We start from the raw sequence: 18,899 nt of genomic DNA on the forward strand, positions 1-18,899 counted from the left end.
CCCTTATTAAACAAGTTGTAGTTTTCTTCTCACTCGGATAATCTCTTTTTTTACGCTATTTCTTTCTGGATAATCAATGCGATAATGACCACCAATACTGTCTTCTCTTTGCAAAGCTGATACTGTTATAAGCTCACAAACTGTTAACATATTAATAAGCGTTATCTCTTCATTTGTAAGTGCATCATATTGTAAGATCATATTTAGCACACCGTACCTACTAAACCATCTCTTAACATATGATAAATTTTTCTCAGTTCGCACAATCCCAACATGCTTCATCATGTATTCTTGTATTTCTTCTTTCAGCGGTAAATCATTAAGAGCTATAAAACTTTTCCCTCTCTCTTCCGGCACATTTTTTCTTTCCTCTGCTGGTTTAGCTAAAATGTGTTTTCCTATTCGTCTTCCAAACACAAGACCTTCTAATAATGAATTACTCGCCAATCTATTCGCACCATGAACTCCATTACAAGCCACTTCACCGACCGCATATAAGTTTGAAATGGACGTCTCTCCGTCACAATTCGTCTTCACGCCGCCCATATGAAAATGAGCACCCGGTACGACCGGAATAAGGTTCCCTTTTAAATCAACGCCATTCTTTTTACATAATGATGAGACGGTTGGAAAACGTTGTTCAAAGTTTTGAATGGCTTCGATGTTTAAGTACACTGTTTCACCCGCAAGGAGTTGTTCATGAATAGCCCTTGCCACTACATCACGCGGTGCGAGATCTTTCCCGGGATGTATATCCATCATAAAACGCTGTCCTTTTCCATTTATAAGGACAGCTCCTTCACCACGGACTGCTTCAGAAACGAGACCACAACATCGCCCGTCCACGTATAACATCGTCGGATGAAATTGTACAAATTCTAAATCAACAAGTTCTCCCCCAGCTCGATATATCATCGCAAGTCCATCGCCTGTAATTGTCTCATCATTCGATGTAAAGGCGTACAAACCACCTATTCCTCCTGATGCTAACACCGTATTATCAGCATAGTAACGCTTCAGATTCCCTTCACTATTTCGCGTTAAAGCTCCTATGCATTTATTATTTTCTATAATAAAATCGAGCACCATTTCATGCTCAACGACAGTAACGTTCGGAACTACTTCTTGTATTAAATGCTCTAATAGATTTTTACCAGTTGCATCTCCTCCCGCATGTAAAATACGCCGTTTTCGATGCGCTCCTTCTTTACCAAGGTGGAGCCCTTTTTCATCCCCATCAAATTTCATTCCATTTGTAATAAGCTTACTTATTTCTTTCGGCCCCTCTTCAACTAAATAACGAACTGCTTCTTCGTTGTTATAATGGCAACCTGCCACTAATGTATCTTCAATATGCCCACTCGGATCGTCATATGTAGCAACAGCTGCTGCAATTCCTCCTTGAGCTAAATGTGTATTGTTATTACGTCCTGTTTTTTTTGTGATAATTATCACATTCTTTTCGTGACAAAGCTCTTTCGCAACACGAAGCGCTGCAACACCGCTTCCAATAATCAAGACATCTGCACTTGGCATAATTGTTGCCTCCTACTTTACACTTTTCAACTGTCTTGACACCTATATTTACATAGTTTTAAAATAATGACAAGAGCTTTTTTACAATTCTTATTTTCACTACCATGCTAAAAACGAAAACAAATGTCACTCTTACTGAAGAGAGGAAATTACATGATGATATATCTAGATTATGCAGCGACAACACCTATGAGCGAAGAAGCTTTAGAAACATATATAGCGGCGGCAAAAACATATTTCGGAAATGAACAAAGTTTACACGATATCGGCGGAAGCGCATCATCTTTATTACAAGTTTGTAGAGAAACATTTGCAGAAATGATTGGGGGTAAGGAACAAGGTGTATTCTTTACAAGCGGCGGTTCAGAATCTAACTACCTTGCGATTCAATCCCTTCTAAATGCTAGAAATGGAAAGCACATTATTACGACACCTATGGAACACGCATCGATTCGAAGTTATTTTCAATCCTTACAATCGCAAGGTTATACTATTACTGAGATTCCTGTTGATAAAAGTGGGATAATTCATTTAGTAGATTTAGAAGCAGCTATTACAGAAGATACTGCTCTAGCAAGTATACAGCACGGAAACTCTGAAATCGGGACCATTCAAAACATTGCAGAGATCGGAGCACTTTTAAAAAAATTTAATGTTTTATTTCATTCGGATTGTGTTCAAACGTTTGGTAAACTTCCAATAGACGTTACAGCGATGGAGATTGATAGTCTCTCTGTTTCAGCCCATAAAATATACGGACCAAAAGGAGTTGGAGCTTGCTATATAAATCCGCAAGTTCGCTGGGAACAAATATTCCCTGGAACTTCTCATGAAAAAGGCTTTCGCCCTGGTACAGTGAACGTTCCTGGAGTCGCTTCTTTTTTAACAGCCGCAGAGCATATATTAAAGAATCAAAAGGAAGAGAGCTTTCGTTTTAAACAATTACGATCTTATTTTTTAGAGCAATTGCAAACACTTCCTCTAGAAATTGAAGTGAAAGGACATTCTACAGCTTGTTTACCACATATTATTGGGGTTACAATAAAAGGAATAGAAGGTCAGTATACAATGTTAGAATGTAACCGGCATGGTATTGCCATTTCAACTGGAAGTGCTTGCCAAGTAGGTAAACAAGAACCTTCAAAAACAATGCTCGCAATTGGAAAAACGTATGAAGAGGCAAAACAATATGTCCGCTTTTCTTTCGGACATCACACAACGAAAGAACAAATTGATACAACTATTCATGCACTACACACAATTGGAAATCAATTTTATAGAGGTGTTAAATCATTATGAAACAAAATGATCAAAAAAAGATTTTAGGCGAAGAAAGACGACAACTCATCCTCGAGTGGCTTCTTGCTGCAAATGAACCGTTATCGGGGAATGAGCTATCTAAAAAGACAAACGTAAGTAGGCAAGTTATCGTTCAAGACATTTCCTTACTAAAAGCACGAAATGAACCAATTATTGCAACTGCACAAGGGTATTTATATTTAAAACCACAAACAAGACAACAAGCTTTTGAACGCGTAATCGTATGCCAACATAAACCGGCAGAAGTACGTCAAGAACTTACCATGTTAGTTGACCACGGCGTTACGATTAAAGACGTAAAAGTTGAGCACCCTGTATACGGCGACTTAACAGCATCGATTATGGTAAGTAATCGCTTTGATGTAGAGCAATATTTACAAAAAATCGAAAACACAAACGCTTCCTATCTTTCGCAACTAACAGACGGTATTCACTTACATACAATTGAAGCAGATTCTAAGGAGAAATTAGATGCAGCTTGTGAGGCACTAGATAAAGCTGGATTTCTCGTTTATTAATGTAAAGCACAGAGGTTTTCATCATTCTCTGTGCTTTTATTTTGTAGATGATATAATATTGTAAACAATTGTAAAGGAGTATTAAATATGGGAATTGAACTCGTTCACTTTAGCACCGGTAAACCGAAACAAATGAAATATAACGAAGATAAAGAAATGATAACAGGTATATGTAAAGATCCTACAGAAGAGGCTTTTCTCTCAAAAGATGGATTCCTTGGTGATGATGTAGCGGATTTAAAACATCACGGTGGACCTGACCGCGCTGTTTGTGTGTATTCATACGAACATTACGCACTATGGGAAGAAGAATTTCAAACAACACTTCCAGCTTCCACATTTGGTGAAAACATTACAGTAACAAATATGCTAGAGCGTGACGTATGCATCGGAGATACATATCAACTAGGCGAAGCAATCATTCAAGTAACACAAGCTCGCGTACCTTGTAGTACAATTTCAAAACGTCTTGGCATTCCTGGCATTTTGCCACGCATTGTAGCAACTGGATATACTGGCTATTTATGCCGCGTTCTTCAAGAAGGTACTGTACGTAAAGATTCTAAAATTACATTACTAGAGCGTCCATCAAACAATGTATCTGTTTTGTTCTCTAACGAAATTTATTTTCATAATAGAAAAGATAAAGATGGCATTGAGAAGATTCTTGCTATCCCAGAACTAGCTGATGTTTGGCGTGGTCAATTAGAAGATCGTCTTTCGAAGTTAAAATAACAAATCCCACCTTTTGCAGGTGGGATTTTATTAATCTATCATTATACTAGTAAATGAAATTATATCGACCGCTTCTTTAATTATATCGGCGATTTTCAAAATATATCAGCGATTCGACATGAAATATCGACTTATCGACAAATACCGACACCTTCACTTCTTACAGCCAATAAGAAGAATAGCTCCCCAAAACAGTAACAGAAAAGCCAAGTGCTTCAAGTTCCATCATTACGCCTGGCAATAATACGTCATCATATGCTTTATCTACGTCGATTAAGAAAAAGTAATTTCCAAGACCTGTTTTCATCGGGCGAGATTCGATTTTTGATAAGTTTAATTTTCTCCATGCGAAAGCTGATAACACTTGATACAGCGCTCCTGCATAATCCGCAGGTAACGTTATCATAAGCGTCGTTTTCTCACCTCGATTTTCTCCGTTGTTTGGGAGTACTGCTTTCTTTTTCTTATGCAGAACAAGGAAACGCGTATGATTGTTTTTATGCGTATGAATGTCACGCCTTACAATTGTTAATCCGTATTTTTCTGCCGCTGCTTCATTTGCAATGGCGGCAACTTTTTCTTCAGAATGTTCTTTCACATATTGCGCAGCAGCGCTTGTTGATGTCATATCTCGAACAGTTACGCCTTTTAATTCCTCATTTAAAAATTTATGGCACTGTGCAATGGCATGCGGATGAGAATGTACAGCGTATACTTCTTTCCACACTTCTTCGTACTGCGGGTGTACGAGTAAATGTTGCTGAATTGGCACTGTAATTTCTCCTACAATGGAAAGTGGCTGCTCATGTACGAGATAATCAACCGTTATATTAACTGAACCTTCTATGGCGTTCTCTAACGGTACGACCGCATAATCTACATTTTCATTTGCAGCTGCATCAATACAATCCGGAATCGTTCGATACGGTACATGCTCTGCTTCCGGAAAAAAACGACTCACCGCCATATTTGTAAATGTCGCTTCTGGTCCTAAATATCCTACTCGAATCATCGTCTTTTCCCTCTTTTTCGTTTTCTTACTGTTATACCATACTTTTTTATATTCTTCTATGAGAATTTCGAATATTAAAAAAAGACTAGCATTCGCTAGTCTAAATGTTTCTTGTATTCTCTTTGAGCGAAGAAGAAATAGATGATACATGCAGCAATGTAAAACAGAATAAACAAGCCCACTTTTCTTAATGATCCGTCCATAAAAAGAGTATTATGAAACGTATATAACGCAACTGCACTATGCATACTCCCTACTATAATTGGCGCAAAAAATAGCATACACAATTGCCAACGAGAAATCTTCCACACTTCTTCCTTCGTCATTCCAAGTTTAGAGAGCGCCCCGTACTGCTTTCGATCGGATGCAATATTATGAAACCATTTAAAATATACGATGCTACATGACGTAAGGAAGAATAATATGCTAATGAATGAGCCTATAAATAGAGTAATATCACCACCTTCTTTCATATTCACATATAATTCCATATTACTTCGAAACGCATCATTTGTATCATGTTTCATATGTTTCCGTAAATCTTCATTTAACCCCTTCGCACTTTCAATATTTGGTAATGTGTAGCCTCTATATATCATTTTTTCAGAATCCGGAATTGTATTTGCTATACTGTCAAAATCTTCATCATTCATGACGAAGAACAGACCATTAATGTGCGCGGGGTGATAATTAAATTCCACCCCTTCTTTCTGACCGTTATATACAAATTGATATGTTTGATTCATAACTTGCAATTGAATCTCTTTTTGATTATATAGATTTGGATAATTACGTTTATTATAATAAACAAGTGTAACTGTTCCTTTTTTAGGATGATACATTTTCTGTTTTTGTTTTCTTGCCTCTTGATTGTATTCACTTTCCCTTATAAGCGGTGCTATTGTTGTTTCTCCCTTATTGGACTGAAAGGATGCATACACTCCAACAAAACTCATAGATTGAAAATCATCATATCCATATTGATGTAATAAGTTTTCAACCTTGTCTTTCTCGAAAACTTCATGAGCAGAAGTGCCTTTTTCTATGTATGAAAATGAGTGTACTCCTCCGCCACGCCACATATCTTGCATGCTAGAAAAATATAAGAACACCGTACCTGTCGCCGTAACGACAAACGTTGTTGCCATAGACAACAGAAAGAAAAAGCGACTATTTTCCTTCATTCGATGTGACAATTGATTCACTATAAATAAATACGGATATGTATACATAATCCTTTTATTTCTTTTTATCACTTCTAATATTTGTGTAGCGCCATGTGTAAATGAGAAATACGTCCCAAAAGAAATGAGTATAACAACCGGAAAAAAGTATAATGCTATCGTTGTCATCGTCACTTGTAGTGCTAACGCATATCCGCCCACTAAACAAGCAAAACCGAATAAACAAAGCCACTTTGATGTTTTCCTCTCCCGTTTATCTGTTCGAAATTCTTTTAATAACCGAATGATTTTTATATTCCATATACGTAAAGCACTTATAAAAGATAAGAAAATAAATACGACCATATATGTAACAAACGTTACACCAATCGCTCTCATGTCAAATATAACAGGAAGTTCTTTCGGAAGGCGAAGTAACATGCTAAACACCATAAAAAAGAGTTTTAAAAAGATCATGCCAAGCCCGATACCGAAAATATTAGCGAAAATCCCGATCAATATTTGCTCGGCCATAATCACTCCTATTACGTTAGACTTCGTCGCCCCCATTAACATATATAGTCCTAATTCTTTCTTGCGTGCCTCTATGAAAATAGAAGTAGAATACAAAATAAATATAACGAAAAAAGAAATAATTATAACATTACATACGATAAGTCCCCAGCGTACATTTTGATACCACATTGTCTCTTGCATATACGGATGTACAATTACAGACATATATGCATAAGAAGCAAATATTGCAAAACAACTACTTAAGAAAAACACTTTATAATTACGCCAATTCCCCTTTATATTTTGCAGCGCTAGTTGCCTAATGTTCATCTACCGTCCTCCTGTAACTTACTACACACGTAAAAAGCTAGAGGTTTCCCTAGCTTTTTACGTGTTTTAAATATCCTCTTTGCGCGATCATAAAGTAAATGGCAGAAGCTAAAATATATGCTCCAATTACAATCGCACCTGATTTCCATAAATCGATATAAAGCATTTCCCCTAACGTATGAAGGGCAAATCCACTATGAATTGTACCGATTAAAATTGGGATAAAGAAGATAACACCCATTTGTCGAATTGCAATTTTACGAATTTCTTTATCTGTCATACCAATTCTTTTTAATGACTTAAATTGAATACGATCTTGTTCTTTATCATTAAACCATTTAAAGTATGTCATGCTACAAGCGAAGAAGAAAAACAGTATTGCTACGAAGAAGCCGATGAACATTGTAATTGCTCCTTGCTCCTTTATCGCTTTATACGTAAGGATAGAATTGTGGAAATTCTGTTGTTGTTCTTGTGCAATTTCTTTCTTTAAGTCTAGTACAAGATTTTCTGTTCCTTTCCAATCTTCAATATAATATCCATAATATTTTGTCTTTTCTTCATCTGCTACGAGCTGTGAATATTTCACAAAATCCTCATCATTCACAAGCAAATAGCCACCATCATTAAAAACAGACTTTGATACTGGATCATTTAGCTTAATAGACTGTTTTTGTCCGTTCAATTTAAATTCAAATGGCTTCGTAAGATCCGGCTTGACAATATCATTCATCATATCAACTACAACCATCGTTGCACTTCCTGGCTTATTTTGCACTTCTGGCACGTTCTGTTTACGCGCTTCTTTATTATATTCCTTTTCAGAGATAATCCCTAACGGCATCTCATGTTCACCGTTAAACATCGTTACCTTTTGAGTTGCAGGAAGTTTTACATACGTTACTTTTCGCGCTTCTTCAAATCCGTGTTTTTTTATTAGTTCTTGTGCTTTCCCTTCACTGATGATGTTATGCGTATTTACCCCCTTTTCTTCATACGAAATAGCATGCGGAGCACTAGCTACTGTTTTATAACTCATATCCTCAAAGAACACGTACAGCGTACCAATCGCTGAAGAAACAACTGCTGTAATGATAGAAATGACAAATAGAAAACGAGCGTTATCTTTCATTTTATAAATAAGATTGCTAAGTACGAACATATTTGGATACGTATAAAAAGATTGTTTTCTTTTTTGCAGTGCTTTTAATACGACTGTACTACCTTGCGTAAACAGTAAATACGTTCCGCCTATTGTCAGCCCTACAATCGGTAAAAACAGCATTATAAAATTCATAAATGTCACTTGGAAGCTAAGCACATATGCGGCAATAATACATCCTATACCGGCTACACCTAACCATGTAAATGCAAAAGGCTCTACTTTTTGTTTTCTTGCCTCTCTTAATAAATCAATAATTTGCAAGCGTCCTACTGTCCAAACACTAAACAGTGATAGGATTAAAAAGAGGATAAAATATATGCCAGCTGTAATAAGAACTGCTTTTCCATTCCATACAAGCGGAAGTGTTTTATCTATTTTCAACAATACACTTAATGCTTGGAAGAAAAGTTTTGAACAAAGCATTCCAATCCCAATACCTACTACAATTGCAATACTACCTAACATCAGTTGCTCTAATATAATCATTCGGCCGAGCTGAGACTTCGTTCCACCTATTAATGTTAATAAACCGAATTCTTTTTTTCTTGCTCGTAAAAACGTTGAATTCGCATATAAAATAAAGAGCGCTGAGAAGATGACTACAATATAATTCATCGATTCTAATCCTTTTGTAATCATCGTCTTCATACTAATATTACCGCTTACGACATCTGGATGATAAATGAAAGAAGCGTACATGAAAAATACAACAATCGATAAACAACTACTAATAAGGAACGCTTTATAATTACGCCAATTTCCTTTTACATTGTTAAGCGCGAGCTGGCGAAAGTTCATGATATTCCCCCCCTAGCATCGCAAGTACGTCCAAAATTTCTTGGAAAAAGGCTTGTTTCGTTCTTCCTTTATGTATTTCTGAGAAGATCTCTCCATCACGTATGAAGAGGATACGTTCACAATAACTAGCCGCTACCGGATCATGCGTTACCATTGCAATGGTTACTTTCTTTTGCTCATGTAAATCTTGAAGTGCTCCCATTAATGATTTCGCTGACTTAGAATCTAAGTTTCCCGTTGGCTCATCCGCTAAAATTAATGTTGGTTCATGAATAATCGCCCTTGCAGCAGCTGCACGTTGTTGCTGTCCTCCTGATACTTCGTATACTTTTTTATTTAAAATTTCTTCGATGTTTAAAAACCTCGCAATTTCAAGTACTTTCGTATCAATTTCTTTTACAGATTTCTTCGCCATTACAAGCGGCAAAATAATATTTTCTTTAATGGATAATGTATCAAGTAAGTTGAAATCTTGGAAAATGAATCCTAGATGTGTACGGCGAAATTCCGCCAATTTTGCAGCACGCATTTGATTAATTTCTTCACCATTTACAAGCACATGACCTGAAGTTTGCTTATCAATTGTCGCTAATAAATTTAAAAGCGTTGTTTTTCCGCTTCCTGAAGGCCCCATAATTCCTACAAATTCGCCTTCTTCAATTTTAAAATTTATATCATTTAAAGCAGTCGTCGCTACTGAACCTTTTGATTGATACACCTTTGTTAACCCTTTTACTTCAAGAACACTCATTTCTAATCCCCCTATGTGTTTTCTTCTTACATTTACTATAAGAAAAATAAGAAAAAGAAACGAGTGATTTTCCTTACAAAACGTTTTGTTATCTTACAGTTTTGTCATTTTTCTCATTAATGTATGATATTCTTCATCTTTTGCAAATTGGAACGTAAAAGTTGTCCCTTCTCCTTCAGCCGATTGAACATAAATTCTATGATGTAAATTATCGCAAATTTCTTTCGTAATATATAAGCCCATTCCAGTCGCTTCCCTCGTTTTACGGCCGTTTACCCCCGTAAAGAATGGGTCAAATATACGCTTTACATCTTGCTCTGGAATACCGATTCCATTGTCCTTAATATGTAATAGCACCTTTTGATCTTTCTCTTCAATTTGAAATTGAATTTCTTTTTTCCCTGCTTCTGAAATTTTTGTATACTTAATTGCATTCACAACAATTTGGCTCATAGCGATACTAAGCCACTTTCTATCAGACGCAATCATACAAGTCTCTTCTTCAAACATCATTTTCGGAAATACAGAAGATTGAATGAACGACTTTCGATTTTCATTAATAATATCTCGAATGACCTCTATAACATTTACTACTTCTACTTTATAATCTTTCGAAAACTGATCTAACCTTGCCATATGTAACGCTAAATCTAACCCATTTAAAATACGGTTATTTTCTTCACGAATACTTTCAATCGTTCCCCTTGCTTCACGGTGTTCCTTACCATATTTCTGTAACAATAATTCAATAACGGATACTGGTGTTTTCATTTGATGGATCCATTGATTCATGAAAATCATTTGCTGTTGCTCTTTTGCATGCTGTTTATGAACTTCATTCATATATTGCTGCCTTAGCAACGTAAACGCTTCAACAACCAGTTCTTGCTCTGACGTATAAGAAGTATCGATAAGTAAAGAGTCATGTAATGTATGTCCACCGGCAATATACTGTTCTATTCTCTTTAAAAACACACTTCGTTTTCGGTAATCGTAAATAAGGTATACACTAAACACAACTGTCCCTAATAACAGTCCGTATAGCCATGTACTCCAGTCCAGCGAACGCTTTTCTAAAAGACTTTGCAACTGCAATACGAGCCCAAATAAACAAAGGCTTATAATGTAAGAAAGGATTAAGGAAAAACGGTCTATGAGGTAGCTTTTAACCTTCATGCCCTTCGCCCCACTCAGTAAGAAGAGCATAACCGTACCCACGCTTTGTGACAATTGCATTTTTAATGCCTAACTCCTCAAGTTTCTTCCTTACACGCTTTACATTCACAGTTAATGTATTATCATCAACAAAAGCTACTTCATCCCATAAAGCCTCTAACAGCTCTTCACGTGTTACATATTGGTTCGCTTGTTTCATTAAACATTCTAATAAATAAAATTCATTTTTTGTAAGTTCAGTTTGTTGCCCTTTCCACTCTACTGTGTGCTGTGATGGAAATAATAACAATCCATTAACACCTAAACAATCACTTTCCGCGGCCAAAGCATACTCACCATACCCGCGGCGAAGTGCACTCTTCACCTTTGCCATTACGATATCTAAATGGAACGGCTTTGTAATATAATCATCCCCGCCATTCTCAATCGCCATCACTTGATCCATTTCCCCTGTCCTTGCAGAAACGAAAATAATTGGTGCATTCGATACAATGCGGATTTGGCGGCACCAGTAGAAGCCATCAAAGTATGGTAAATTAATATCAAGTAACACAAGATGAGGACTTACTTTTACAAACTCATCTTTTATATGCCGTAAATCGCTTACTCTGAAAGATTGATATCCATACCTTTCTAAATGCTCCTCTAATATCTCTGCAATTTTTTCATCATCTTCTACAATTAATATTTTATACATGTTCCTTTTCTCCCCATAAAATATTTTTCTAAAACCACTCCTTTTTTCATTATAAATTGAAACTTTAATCAATGGGGATTTTTTCCTATATCGACTTATGGTTCGCCTATACGAATCGGATCCTTACTGGACTCAAATAGCGAAAAAAAAAGACCGCCATATTTCGGCAGTCTTAATCGATAAATTCAAATTGATATTCAAGAATTTTTACAATATCTCCGTCTGTTGCACCACGTGCACGAAGGGCTTCATCGATACCCATTCCACGCATTTGACGAGCAAATCGGCGTACAGATTCATCACGTGAGAAGTCTGTCATCTTGAATGTTTTCTCAATGTCATAACCAGAAATAACAAATGTACCATCACTTTCGCGTGTAATTTCAAAATTAGATTCAGATTCAAATTTGTACATTACACTTGCTTCAGATTCTTCTACATCATCGTACATTGGGAATTCTGGTGTTGTTTCTAATAAGTTCGCTACTTCAAATAGTAAGTCACGAACACCTTGTTTCGTTACAGCTGAGATTGGGAAAATTTTCACTTCGTCTCCCAATTTCTCTTTAAATGCTTGTAAGTTTTCTTCTGCATCTGGCATATCCATTTTGTTTGCAACAACAACTTGTGGACGCTCAGTTAAACGCATATTGTATTCTTTTAGTTCATTATTGATTGTGACATAATCTTCATATGGCTCACGTCCTTCTAAACCAGACATATCGATAACGTGCACAATTACACGTGTACGTTCGATATGACGTAAGAATTGGTGTCCAAGTCCAACGCCGGAGTGTGCGCCTTCAATTAGTCCAGGAAGGTCAGCCATAACGAAGCTGCGGTTATCACCAGTTTCAACAACACCAAGATTCGGAACGATTGTTGTAAAGTGATATTCTGCAATTTTCGGACGCGCTGATGATACAACAGATAATAATGTAGATTTACCTACACTTGGGAATCCAACAAGTCCAACATCTGCTAGCACTTTAAGTTCTAGCGTGACATCACGTTCTTGACCTGGTTCCCCGTTCTCAGCGATTTCTGGCGCTGGGTTCGTCGCTGTTGCGAAACGTGAGTTACCACGGCCACCACGGCCACCTCTTGCGATTACAGCTGTTTGTTCATGCGTTACTAAATCGGCAAGAATTTCACCTGTTTTTTCATCTTTCACTATTGTTCCTGGTGGAACCTTTACGATTAAATCTTCAGATTTACGACCGTGCTGACCTTTACTCATTCCGTGCTGACCGCGATCAGCTTTGAAATGACGTTGGTAGCGGAAGTCCATTAATGTACGTAAGCCTTCCTCAACAACAAAAACAACATCTGCACCTTTACCACCGTCGCCACCTGCTGGGCCACCTTTAGGTACATACTTCTCACGACGATACGCAACCATTCCGTTACCACCGTCGCCGCCTTTTACATATATCTTGACCTGATCTACAAACATTATTTCACCACACTTTTTTCGATTAGTTGTAATATAACTGAGACTTCTTCGTCTCGTACTGTATAAGAAATGGAATACCATTTATTGTTTTGGTTCGCAAGCCACGTTTGTAGTTCTTCTACATTCGTTAGCTTTCCACGAAAATCAAAAAAGAAACGAGCATTCTCCGCGTCACATTCAATTGTGATACAAACATAATTTTCAACATATACGTCTAAACTATGCTGAAGCATTAAGAAAAACTGATTCGTCCATGTACATACAGTCTCATCTAGATGAGATAAGTTATGTAATTTCCCTAATACTTCGTACTCCAATAAGCACGGTTGCTGTTTCCAATTATATGTTAAAATCCACTCTGAAAATAAAGGCATTGATAGCCCCATCAGATTGGATTCTTGTCTCGCTTCTTGGACAAAACGATCGATGAGCATATGAATCTCTTCCACTTTTCCAAGGGAAAGATTTCCTTTAACCATCTGCAAACGATTAAGCCAATCATGTCTTGAGTGGCTCAACGCATCTATAATTGTCCATTTTTCATTCATTTAGATACCCCTTAATATAGAAAAACTCTAACCTGCACTCAGGTTAGAGTTTTCCGTGAGTTCTTATGCTTCTTGAGCAACAGGATATACGCTCACTTGTTTGCGGTCACGACCAAGACGCTCAAAGCGTACTACGCCGTCAACTTTCGCGTATAAAGTGTCATCGCCACCACGACCAACGTTAACACCTGGATAAATTTTTGTACCGCGTTGACGGTAAAGAATTGAACCACCTGAAACCGTTTGACCATCTGCGCGTTTAGCACCAAGACGTTTTGACTGAGAGTCACGACCGTTCTTTGTACTACCTACACCTTTCTTAGATGCGAAAAACTGAAGATCTAATCTTAACATACGTTACACCTCCTGCACTTTTTCTATTAAACGGATATATTTTCCGTAATCAAGTTCAATCGTCTTAAGTGAAACAACCAATCCTTCTAAAAGTATTTGTGCTTTTTCTGCTGTATGAGCGTCTAAATCATTAGGCAATTCATACGTCAAGAATCCGCCATCACTTCCGAGTTCAATAGTTGCCTGCACATTACAAAGTTCTTCCACTGCATTTATAGAACCAAACACAACCGCTGTAGTTCCAGCACAGACAAGATCTTGTCCATGTGGCGCATAATTGGCATGTCCAGTCATTTTAAATGATTGGATACTTCCTAGTTTCGTGCGACTTATCGTAATCTTAATCATCTTAACCAGAATTAAGCGTTGATAGCTTCAACTACTAGCTTAGTGTAAGGTTGACGATGACCTTGTTTCTTACGATTGTTCTTTTTCGCTTTGTATTTGAAAACGATGATTTTCTTAGCGCGACCTTGTTTTTCAACTTTCGCAGTAACTGTTGCACCTTCTACAACTGGGCTACCAACTTTCACGTTTTCGCCACCAACGAAAAGAACTTTGTCAAAAGTAACAGTTTCACCAGCTTCAACATCTAATTTTTCAATGTAGATTGCTTGACCAGCTTCAACTTTAATTTGTTTTCCACCTGTTTCGATAATTGCGTACATACTTGCACCTCCTCTTAATTACTAAGACTCGCCAAAAACGAGGTAGACATAAAATGTCTTTAGGGAACCTGTCTTGTGCGGTTGTAGCATATAGCAGTTTAGGTGCTATAAACTATAACATAAAAATATTACCATGACTCATTGACTATTGTCAATGAATGTTCTGCTAACTATTTTTTCCGTTCTACAATTTCTTTCTTACTTCCAAAACGGATAATAGCGTACTTTTCGATAATATCATCTTTGAAATAAATTTCAAATGGAATATTTTTTTGTAATTCTTTTTGTGAAAAATGTTTTTGCAAAATTTTTGGTGCAGCGATTAATACTGCTTCATCTTCTATATTGCCATATGTAATTAACTCTCTCTCTAGCTCATATGCAATTGTTTCATAAGACATAACATACCCCGTCGCTTTACAAGGTACACATTCTTCTAATAATACGTCACGTAACGAATGTTTCTTACGTTTTCGCGTCATCTCTAAAATACCTAGCTCTGTAAACCCAAGCACTCTTGTATATGTGCGATCATCTTGCATAGCAGCTATGAGGCGTTCTCTTACCTTCTCTTTATCTTCCCGTCTTTTCATATTAATAAAATCAATTAATATCATCCCGCCAATATCACGAAGTCTTAATTGACGAGCAATCTCTTCAGCAGCCATTTCATTTGTGCGAAATACGGTATCTTGTAAATTTTGTTTTCCAGTAAATTTACCTGTATTCACATCAATTACAGTCATCGTCTCCATTTGTTCTACAATTAGATAGGCACCATTTGGTAGCCACACAATTTGTTGAAGTGCTTTCTCGATTTCACGATCTATTCCAAAATGGTTAAACATCGAAGATTTTTCATTATAAAAGGATACTCTTTCTTTCCCTACTTTTTCTTCTAATTCTTTTACTATACTTCTCGTATCTACAACTATTTTTTCAATTGTTTCAATTGGGTTCTCCTGAAATACACGATCTAAAAACGTCGCTGGTTGATGAAGTAGTAAGGGCGCCTTCCCTTGATCTTCTTTTCTTTTTAACTCTTCATATAACTTCTGCAACCCTTGCATTTCAGCTTGTATTTCATCGATCGTTCCTTTTTCAGAAGCAGAACGGAAAATGTATCCACCCGTTCCTTCTACTTCAATTCCCAGTAACTGTTGTCTTCTTTTATTATTTTTTATTTTCCGAGAAACAGCGCGCATGTCATCATACGGCATGTAAACGACATATTTTCCGGTAAATTCTACCTTCGCCGTTAATTTTGGCCCCTTCGTATCAATTGCCTCTTTCACAACTTGTACAAGTATCGCCTGCCCTTCATGTATGCGATATGAAGATGGTACATCATCAAACGAAAGATATGCATGTTTTTCTAATCCGATATTTACAAAAGCTGCGTTCATTCCAGCAATTGTTCTTACGATACGCCCAACATAAATATGTCCGACAATCTCCTGCTCTTCATTCCGTTTCCATAAAAGCTCGACAATTTTTTGTTTCTCTTCTATCGCAACACGCTTTTCCGAACCAGTATAGTTAATATATAACGTCTTCAAAATTATTTCCTCACTTTTCACTTCTTTTCCTTACAATATAAAAGGTTAGTGTCGTCGTCAACACTAACCAATTAATTCTTCAACAGATGAGGTTGTTCGTTTTTCAGCAAAATACGCATACAACAATTCATTTTCGTCCAATGTGTAATGCTCTTTATATTTTCCATGGACGATAATAGAGTGTTTATATCCTCTGCGAAATTTTGTGAAAATCGTATATAAATGATCTTCCGTTTTCACCTCAATAGGTGCTATTTTTTCAATATCTCTTTTATTCCCATAATAACGTTCTAATAAAAAGCGCATAAATGCGTACCGTCTTTGTTTCCATTCTTGATATAAAGAAATCGCTAGAAAAACGAGTAATACCCACATCATAATGTTATTACTATTCCAAAGTAACTGCCATCCTAATATTACACTAAAAAAAACACATGACAATTTCATCATCTTTTCATGTGCTTGTAAATAGGGAAAACGATATGATAATACATTAAATAATACTTTTCCGCCATCAAGTGGCCAAATAGGCAATAGATTAAACCCTAAAATAATGACATTATTCCATACAAAGAAATGGTACAAATCATCAGTTACCCAGCCCGCTTGATACAAAATGTAAGCGGCCACAATCATCCATATATGCTGAATTGGCCCCGCCATAACGACAATTAATTCTTCTTTCAATGATTTGTTACCATGTTCTTCCATCTCAACTACGCCACCAAACGGCAAAAGCTGAATTTGTTTAATACGCCAATTATAATACGCTGCGGCAAAAGCATGCCCAAGTTCATGAATGAGAACGATACAAAATAACAATAGCAACTCTTTAAAACGCGCCGTAAAAATACCAATGACAATAATAACCCAAAACAACGGATGCACGGAAATTTTCGTGAAAACATCCCTATATTTAATCAAATGAAATCACCTGAATTGGATCAATAAATTTTTCATTCTTTTTTATTGCAAAATAAAATTTTCCATTTTTATTATTTTCATCATTACTCACTATTCCAATTTTTTGTTTCTTTGAAACGTAATCATATAATTTTACTGACATATCATTTAAATTTGCATACCATGACTCCGTGCCATCAGCGTGCTGAATTTGAACTGTATTTCCAAGTTCCTCTTTCTTGCCCGCAAAAACAACTAACCCTTCATTCACTGACTCAACTGTTGCATTTGTAGCTGTTTGGACAAATACACCTTGACCATTTTTTTGAAAGCCTTGCATCACCTTTCCAGAGGCAGGAATTGCATAATCTTTTTGCTGAATCGTTCCTTCCTTTCTTTCATTAGGCGAATAGAATACGAGAGGTTTTCCAAACTGCTTTTCGTACCATTTCGCTACAGTGGCAAACTGAAACTCCTCTTTCATCACTTTTTCTGTAACAGCTTTAGCACCATCGAAAGAAGAAGGAGCATTCTTATATAAAATGGCAACAGAAAGAACTAATATTGCTGATAGCAAAACTTTGAAGAGAAAAACTTCTTTTCGAAATAGAGGATGAATTTCCTTCTCCCCCTCTTCAATAAAGACCGTTTCGCTATCAAAATCTCCTCCCGCAAAATACCGCTCTTCTTCTAGCAATTCTTGCTCTGCTTTCCTTTTCGCAATCCGCTTTTTAATTTCTTCCACACGTCTATTCTTCATACTGTCTCCTTTCTTTCGTTAGCCTTATTTAATATAGAAACAGTTATATACAGTTTGTACATATGTATGAGTTATAGAAGGAAGATATTCATGCGAAGAAAAAAGAAAGCACTCCGCATTTATGCGAAGTGCTTTTAACGGATTCCAAAGAAATTTTTCATCTTTGTAAATACCGATACTTTTTCTTGTTCAAATGCTTGTAATGGTACATTCTCACCTAATAAGCGTCTTGCAATATTACGATAAGCTATTGCTGCTTTCCCACTAGGTTGCAGTGCTACAGGTTCACCTGTATTCGTAGCACGAATAACTTCATCATCATCCTCGACAACTCCAAGAAGCTCGATTGACAGTGTACGTACGATTTCATCAACGTCTAACATATCCTGTTCATGAAGCATATGACTACGCACACGGTTAATGACAAGTTTCGGTGGTTCAATATCCTCTTTCTCTAAAAGCCCGATAATACGATCCGCATCACGCATTGAGGATACTTCTGGTGTTGTTACAACGATTGCTTTATCCGCACCTGCTACTGCATTTTTAAACCCCTGCTCAATCCCCGCAGGACAATCAATTAATATGTAATCATAATCTTGACGTAATACTTGTATTAATTCATCCATTTGTTCAGGTGTTACCGCCGATTTATCGCTCGTTTGTGCTGCAGGTAATAAATAAAGATCATCAAAACGCTTATCTTTAATAAGAGCCTGAGGTAAACGACAACGTCCTTCAACGACATCAACAAGATCAAATACAATACGATTTTCCAGCCCCATTACTACGTCTAAATTGCGTAAACCGATATCTGTATCAATTAAACATACTTTTTTTCCAGATAACGCAAGGGCTGTACCAATGTTCGCAGACGTTGTAGTTTTACCTACTCCGCCTTTTCCAGATGTAATTACTATTGCCTCTCCCACAG

At 36.7% G+C, this 18,899-nt stretch carries 19 protein-coding genes and 1 other annotated feature; of the genes, 3 read left to right on the forward strand and 16 right to left on the reverse strand.

The genetic code is table 11. The features are described from left to right. Positions 1 to 6: 6 nt before the first annotated feature. Positions 7 to 1,536: an L-aspartate oxidase gene (gene nadB, locus MHB76_RS20965; protein ID WP_340987567.1), complete on the reverse strand. Its 1,530-nt coding sequence runs from the start codon at positions 1,534 to 1,536 to the stop codon at positions 7 to 9. Between the two features lie 153 nt (positions 1,537 to 1,689). Between nadB and MHB76_RS20970 the strand changes: the two genes are divergently transcribed. The 3 genes from MHB76_RS20970 (at position 1,690) to MHB76_RS20980 (ending at position 4,109) form a co-directional block, all read left to right on the forward strand. After that, positions 1,690 to 2,835 carry an IscS subfamily cysteine desulfurase gene (locus MHB76_RS20970; RefSeq protein ID WP_002160372.1) on the forward strand — a complete coding sequence of 382 codons (1,146 nt, stop codon included), beginning with the start codon at positions 1,690 to 1,692 and terminating at the stop codon, positions 2,833 to 2,835. Continuing rightward, complete coding sequence (locus MHB76_RS20975; RefSeq protein ID WP_002160371.1) at positions 2,832 to 3,374, forward strand: transcription repressor NadR; 543 nt, start codon at positions 2,832 to 2,834, stop codon at positions 3,372 to 3,374. The genes MHB76_RS20970 and MHB76_RS20975 overlap by 4 nt, the downstream gene beginning before the upstream one ends. A gap of 87 nt (positions 3,375 to 3,461) precedes the next feature. Continuing rightward, positions 3,462 to 4,109 carry an MOSC domain-containing protein gene (locus MHB76_RS20980; protein ID WP_078172765.1) on the forward strand — a complete coding sequence of 216 codons (648 nt, stop codon included), beginning with the start codon at positions 3,462 to 3,464 and terminating at the stop codon, positions 4,107 to 4,109. A gap of 160 nt (positions 4,110 to 4,269) precedes the next feature. On the opposite strand, the gene pheA is transcribed toward MHB76_RS20980, so the two are convergent. The 15 genes from pheA to minD all read right to left on the reverse strand — a co-directional run bounded on the left by pheA (position 4,270) and on the right by minD (position 18,897). Next, on the reverse strand, positions 4,270 to 5,121 hold the full coding sequence (gene pheA / locus MHB76_RS20985; RefSeq protein WP_002160369.1) for a prephenate dehydratase: 852 nt from the start codon (positions 5,119 to 5,121) through the stop codon (positions 4,270 to 4,272). A gap of 95 nt (positions 5,122 to 5,216) precedes the next feature. Continuing rightward, positions 5,217 to 7,130: an ABC transporter permease gene (locus tag MHB76_RS20990; RefSeq protein WP_016106231.1), complete on the reverse strand. Its 1,914-nt coding sequence runs from the start codon at positions 7,128 to 7,130 to the stop codon at positions 5,217 to 5,219. 49 nt (positions 7,131 to 7,179) lie between these two features. Next, positions 7,180 to 9,093: an ABC transporter permease gene (locus MHB76_RS20995; protein WP_078172763.1), complete on the reverse strand. Its 1,914-nt coding sequence runs from the start codon at positions 9,091 to 9,093 to the stop codon at positions 7,180 to 7,182. Next, positions 9,068 to 9,844 (reverse strand): ABC transporter ATP-binding protein, encoded by a 777-nt coding sequence (locus tag MHB76_RS21000; protein ID WP_078172762.1) that lies wholly within the window; start codon positions 9,842 to 9,844, stop codon positions 9,068 to 9,070. The genes MHB76_RS20995 and MHB76_RS21000 overlap by 26 nt, the downstream gene beginning before the upstream one ends. Positions 9,845 to 9,937: 93 nt before the next feature. Next, the gene (locus MHB76_RS21005; RefSeq protein WP_016100220.1) at positions 9,938 to 11,020 is read right to left on the reverse strand and encodes a HAMP domain-containing histidine kinase; all 1,083 of its coding nucleotides are present in this window, start codon (positions 11,018 to 11,020) and stop codon (positions 9,938 to 9,940) included. After that, positions 11,010 to 11,717, reverse strand: coding sequence for a response regulator transcription factor (locus MHB76_RS21010; protein ID WP_002112034.1), 708 nt, complete (start codon positions 11,715 to 11,717; stop codon positions 11,010 to 11,012). Before MHB76_RS21010 ends, MHB76_RS21005 begins: the two co-directional genes overlap by 11 nt. 172 nt (positions 11,718 to 11,889) lie before the next feature. Then, positions 11,890 to 13,173 (reverse strand): GTPase ObgE, encoded by a 1,284-nt coding sequence (gene obgE, locus MHB76_RS21015; RefSeq protein ID WP_002015378.1) that lies wholly within the window; start codon positions 13,171 to 13,173, stop codon positions 11,890 to 11,892. Continuing rightward, the gene (locus tag MHB76_RS21020; protein WP_002112037.1) at positions 13,173 to 13,721 is read right to left on the reverse strand and encodes a Spo0B C-terminal domain-containing protein; all 549 of its coding nucleotides are present in this window, start codon (positions 13,719 to 13,721) and stop codon (positions 13,173 to 13,175) included. The genes obgE and MHB76_RS21020 overlap by 1 nt, the downstream gene beginning before the upstream one ends. 63 nt (positions 13,722 to 13,784) lie before the next feature. Next, positions 13,785 to 14,075 (reverse strand): 50S ribosomal protein L27, encoded by a 291-nt coding sequence (rpmA, locus tag MHB76_RS21025; protein ID WP_000944957.1) that lies wholly within the window; start codon positions 14,073 to 14,075, stop codon positions 13,785 to 13,787. Positions 14,076 to 14,078: 3 nt separating this feature from the next. Continuing rightward, entirely contained in the window at positions 14,079 to 14,423 is a 345-nt protein-coding gene (locus tag MHB76_RS21030) for a ribosomal-processing cysteine protease Prp (RefSeq protein ID WP_002160364.1), read from the reverse strand. A gap of 11 nt (positions 14,424 to 14,434) precedes the next feature. Continuing rightward, positions 14,435 to 14,743 (reverse strand): 50S ribosomal protein L21, encoded by a 309-nt coding sequence (gene rplU, locus MHB76_RS21035; protein WP_000270907.1) that lies wholly within the window; start codon positions 14,741 to 14,743, stop codon positions 14,435 to 14,437. A gap of 14 nt (positions 14,744 to 14,757) precedes the next feature. Continuing rightward, positions 14,758 to 14,836 (reverse strand) — a sequence feature (ribosomal protein L21 leader region). Between the two features lie 77 nt (positions 14,837 to 14,913). Continuing rightward, positions 14,914 to 16,302: an Rne/Rng family ribonuclease gene (locus tag MHB76_RS21040; protein WP_002112039.1), complete on the reverse strand. Its 1,389-nt coding sequence runs from the start codon at positions 16,300 to 16,302 to the stop codon at positions 14,914 to 14,916. A gap of 63 nt (positions 16,303 to 16,365) precedes the next feature. Then, positions 16,366 to 17,226: a M50 family metallopeptidase gene (locus MHB76_RS21045; RefSeq protein ID WP_070146918.1), complete on the reverse strand. Its 861-nt coding sequence runs from the start codon at positions 17,224 to 17,226 to the stop codon at positions 16,366 to 16,368. Then, entirely contained in the window at positions 17,219 to 17,965 is a 747-nt protein-coding gene (spoIVFA, locus tag MHB76_RS21050) for a stage IV sporulation protein SpoIVFA (RefSeq protein ID WP_002145591.1), read from the reverse strand. The genes MHB76_RS21045 and spoIVFA overlap by 8 nt, the downstream gene beginning before the upstream one ends. Positions 17,966 to 18,099: 134 nt before the next feature. After that, a complete protein-coding gene (gene minD / locus MHB76_RS21055) occupies positions 18,100 to 18,897 on the reverse strand; it encodes a septum site-determining protein MinD (protein ID WP_000503308.1) in 798 nt (265 codons plus the stop codon). Positions 18,898 to 18,899 lie beyond the last annotated feature (2 nt).

It is taken from the genome of Bacillus sp. FSL M7-1345, assembly GCF_038006985.1.
Taxonomy (GTDB): domain Bacteria; phylum Bacillota; class Bacilli; order Bacillales; family Bacillaceae_G; genus Bacillus_A; species Bacillus_A cereus_U.

Excerpts from the sequence above, each read along its gene's own strand:
- nadB (WP_340987567.1), bottom strand. The coding sequence starts at position 1,536 with ATGCCAAGTGCAGATGTCTTGATTATTGGAAGCGGTGTTGCAGCGCTT.
- MHB76_RS20970 (WP_002160372.1), top strand. The coding sequence starts at position 1,690 with ATGATGATATATCTAGATTATGCAGCGACAACACCTATGAGCGAAGAA.
- MHB76_RS20975 (WP_002160371.1), top strand. The coding sequence starts at position 2,832 with ATGAAACAAAATGATCAAAAAAAGATTTTAGGCGAAGAAAGACGACAA.
- MHB76_RS20980 (WP_078172765.1), top strand. The coding sequence starts at position 3,462 with ATGGGAATTGAACTCGTTCACTTTAGCACCGGTAAACCGAAACAAATG.
- pheA (WP_002160369.1), bottom strand. The coding sequence starts at position 5,121 with ATGATTCGAGTAGGATATTTAGGACCAGAAGCGACATTTACAAATATG.
- MHB76_RS20990 (WP_016106231.1), bottom strand. The coding sequence starts at position 7,130 with ATGAACATTAGGCAACTAGCGCTGCAAAATATAAAGGGGAATTGGCGT.
- MHB76_RS20995 (WP_078172763.1), bottom strand. The coding sequence starts at position 9,093 with ATGAACTTTCGCCAGCTCGCGCTTAACAATGTAAAAGGAAATTGGCGT.
- MHB76_RS21000 (WP_078172762.1), bottom strand. The coding sequence starts at position 9,844 with ATGAGTGTTCTTGAAGTAAAAGGGTTAACAAAGGTGTATCAATCAAAA.
- MHB76_RS21005 (WP_016100220.1), bottom strand. The coding sequence starts at position 11,020 with ATGAAGGTTAAAAGCTACCTCATAGACCGTTTTTCCTTAATCCTTTCT.
- MHB76_RS21010 (WP_002112034.1), bottom strand. The coding sequence starts at position 11,717 with ATGTATAAAATATTAATTGTAGAAGATGATGAAAAAATTGCAGAGATA.
- obgE (WP_002015378.1), bottom strand. The coding sequence starts at position 13,173 with ATGTTTGTAGATCAGGTCAAGATATATGTAAAAGGCGGCGACGGTGGT.
- MHB76_RS21020 (WP_002112037.1), bottom strand. The coding sequence starts at position 13,721 with ATGAATGAAAAATGGACAATTATAGATGCGTTGAGCCACTCAAGACAT.
- rpmA (WP_000944957.1), bottom strand. The coding sequence starts at position 14,075 with ATGTTAAGATTAGATCTTCAGTTTTTCGCATCTAAGAAAGGTGTAGGT.
- MHB76_RS21030 (WP_002160364.1), bottom strand. The coding sequence starts at position 14,423 with ATGATTAAGATTACGATAAGTCGCACGAAACTAGGAAGTATCCAATCA.
- rplU (WP_000270907.1), bottom strand. The coding sequence starts at position 14,743 with ATGTACGCAATTATCGAAACAGGTGGAAAACAAATTAAAGTTGAAGCT.
- spoIVFA (WP_002145591.1), bottom strand. The coding sequence starts at position 17,965 with ATGAAGAATAGACGTGTGGAAGAAATTAAAAAGCGGATTGCGAAAAGG.